We start from the raw sequence: 2,852 nt of genomic DNA on the forward strand, positions 1-2,852 counted from the left end.
GCCAATGGAGAATCAACTTCCCCAGCTGCTCGTAGCAGAATGTGTAATCAGCAAAGAATCGTTTGATACGTCGATAGCTGGATTCAGTCTGAGCGCGAGCCTGGAACTCTTCCGCCACCCTGTAAAGATAATTTATAGCCACCCGAGCAATTGGGCGGCTTTTTTATGGTTACTGCATTTTCAAACGAGTCATCCAATAGCACCATCAAAAACTATATCCCTCTAGGGAACCAATTCAAAAATTCATCATCTAACACGTCTTACCATAAGGAATTGTGTACCTGAAGTTAATCACGAAAGGATCTCAATACCCAACCTTCTGATTCCGGAATATTATAATGAAAGACAAAATTTACAGTTCTCTCAAATATTTACTCTTAAGTATTAGTTATTTATTAATTGGAACCCATACCGCAGTAGCCTCTTCAACAGATGACTTCAGTGTCCGAATTGGCCCCATCAAAGACGGAGTAATGCTTGAGAGTGAAGCCACAGTGGTGGCACTGGATCCACTTGAGTATGAACAGTTAAAACAGTCCCTCCATGATTTAATCAGTAATGGCTGTATGGCTAATGATGATTGCTATAGAAATCTTGATATTACTTCTTATCAAGTATTTCAGGAGCCTGATGGGCAGAATGCTCAGAAGTATTATTTAAGTCTGAGGCAGCCTGAAGCGCTGCTTCAGTATTACAAAATCCTTGACCCAGTTTTTGCACACTTAGATCATAATCCTGCTTCTAGTCTGGTCGATTCATTAAGCGCTAAAAATTTTGTCAGCCGTTGCTCTGGCATAGCTAATACTGTAGGTCGAGATCAGCTCTTAGAGTGGTATACCGCCGTGGGCGATATCAATGCCTATTTGCCTCTGCTTTTGAGCCTCGGCAAAGACATTCAACACCTTTACAACCTCACCCACAATGACAGGGCTGAGTATTACAAAGGCAACCTGGCGATAAAATTTGAAGCAGTTAACCGGGGTCGCTTCAGAGCTAAGACAGCCTCCATAAGTCGTGGTCCCAATGTCAAAAACAGCCTTCCTTCATCTCTGAGATCGCAAGCAGCTAATTCCACCAGTTTTTTACCTTTTTCTTCAAAAGTCAGAGTTCATAACAAAGACTCAATTGAATCGGGTCCCAGCAAAGTAGAGGTTCATATTTTGCAAAAATCGGGTTGGTGGGATCTACCTAATGAAGATTTTCTGAATCAAACTGAGTTTATTTTATACCAGAATTATCTTACGGATCTGGTCGAAGCACCTCCTGTAACTTTTGTAGGTTTTATCGATAACGAATACGCTAATAGCTTTGCTTCAACTCGTGGTTTCTATGATAAGGCCGTTTTGGGTGGAAATTTCTTCCATGGTCATTACCCACATGTTATCCAATTGGCACAGTTAAGTAGAGCCGGCATGAGCAAAAAACTAATGCCTCACTTGATTGGAACATGCTGGGGGGAAATGATTGATATGGCGAACATTTCGAATGTCGATGCTTTTGCGGGTATTGGATTGGAAATGAACAACGGCGAACAGATCACTTTTTTCGATATCCCATCAGGACATTCAGCAGACTCATTTCAAAACATCCTGATAACAAGACACTTTTCAAAATGGCTTGATCATGTCATTACGAGCCAACAAGATAAATCGTATCAAATTGCGGGCAAAAGACTAGGACTTGAGTCAGCAGATTACAATGACTTACTACAAGCAAGAGATGCAATCAGGGTGTTTGAAACAGCAGTCATTCTTAATCATTCTAAAGAGTGGGATTTCATTATTGATGGCTACAACGAGATGGTGGATGCCTCATGGTATTCAAAGCCTGTTTTTACTCTGCACGATTATTTTTTTACTGGTTATACATTTCCCGAAAACACCGTACTTAAACATGCACAATCAAAGTTTAATGACCATTTGAGAGAAATGGGCTGGATAGATCTTATGGAACCCACCAAAAGCGGGTGGTCAAATTACCTAAACGAACATATAACAGGAAGTGCATGGTCTCCTCCACCCTGGCCAGCTGCATGGAGAAGTATTCTCTTACAGAAATAGTTCTATCCACGCCATTCATCAGCAAACTTCAGAGCCTGAAAGCCGCCGGATTAATCAAGCGGCTTTTCATTAGGGATCTTTGAAATCAAACTGCGAACTCTTTATTGACTGCAGTATTTCTCAAACGCCTCAGCAGTATCTTTAAAGCCTTTTTCATCAGCTAATATCCAGGGCCTCTCACACTGTTGAGTATGCTCACACCAGGCATAACCTGCAGAACCTATACACCCATAACTGTCCCGATCGGAGCCCGGAAGGTTCTGCCCACGCTCATCCTCAACTTGACTGGAACTGCAACCCGAGAGAAGAGTAATAAAGAGAAATAAAAAAAGTACTCTGTTTGACATAACTACCTCACATCCAACAAAAACGCTTTTCAGCGACGAAAACTTAATCAGTAAAGTTGTCTGAATCACGTAAGGGGATGACTTGAAGATAGCATTTTGAAGCGAAAATGAGTTGGCCGGAACCGGCCAACTCGTGGATCTGTTTACTCTTCTCTTTGCAGCTGCCTGCTTCTGGCGAGAGCCATCTGATCCAGATAGGCCAGTATTTCCTGGGCATTAGACTGAGGATCCTTAATTCTTTCCCGATAAACGTCAATCACCAACTGCTGCACCTTACTGTTATCAGGATCAGCCATCCAGGCCCAGTCAGCAACATGACTGGCCAGAATGATGTTACTGGGAATCAGCGCATTGCCTCTGTTTACCAGAGCATCAATACCTCCTGCAAGATTGGCAATTTCGGAGCTCTGACTGGACAAAGAAGCCGGTGTCCAGTTCGATGGAA

1 protein-coding gene and 2 pseudogenes are annotated in these 2,852 nt (G+C 42.5%); 1 reads left to right on the forward strand and 2 read right to left on the reverse strand.

Translation table 11 applies throughout. The features are described 5' to 3' along the window. A pseudogene (locus ACR2PX_RS29265) lies at positions 1-127 on the reverse strand (IS4 family transposase); the annotation flags it as partial. 211 nt (positions 128-338) lie between these two features. Between ACR2PX_RS29265 and ACR2PX_RS29270 the strand changes: the two are divergent. Further along, entirely contained in the window at positions 339-2,060 is a 1,722-nt protein-coding gene (locus ACR2PX_RS29270) for a hypothetical protein (protein WP_434002880.1), read from the forward strand. 490 nt (positions 2,061-2,550) lie between these two features. Here ACR2PX_RS29270 and ACR2PX_RS29275 read toward each other — a convergent pair. Further along, positions 2,551-2,852: pseudogene (locus ACR2PX_RS29275) on the reverse strand (MBL fold metallo-hydrolase); the annotation flags it as partial.

Source organism: Endozoicomonas sp. (genome assembly GCF_051008435.1).
In the GTDB taxonomy this organism is placed as follows: Bacteria; Pseudomonadota; Gammaproteobacteria; order Pseudomonadales; family Endozoicomonadaceae; genus Endozoicomonas_A.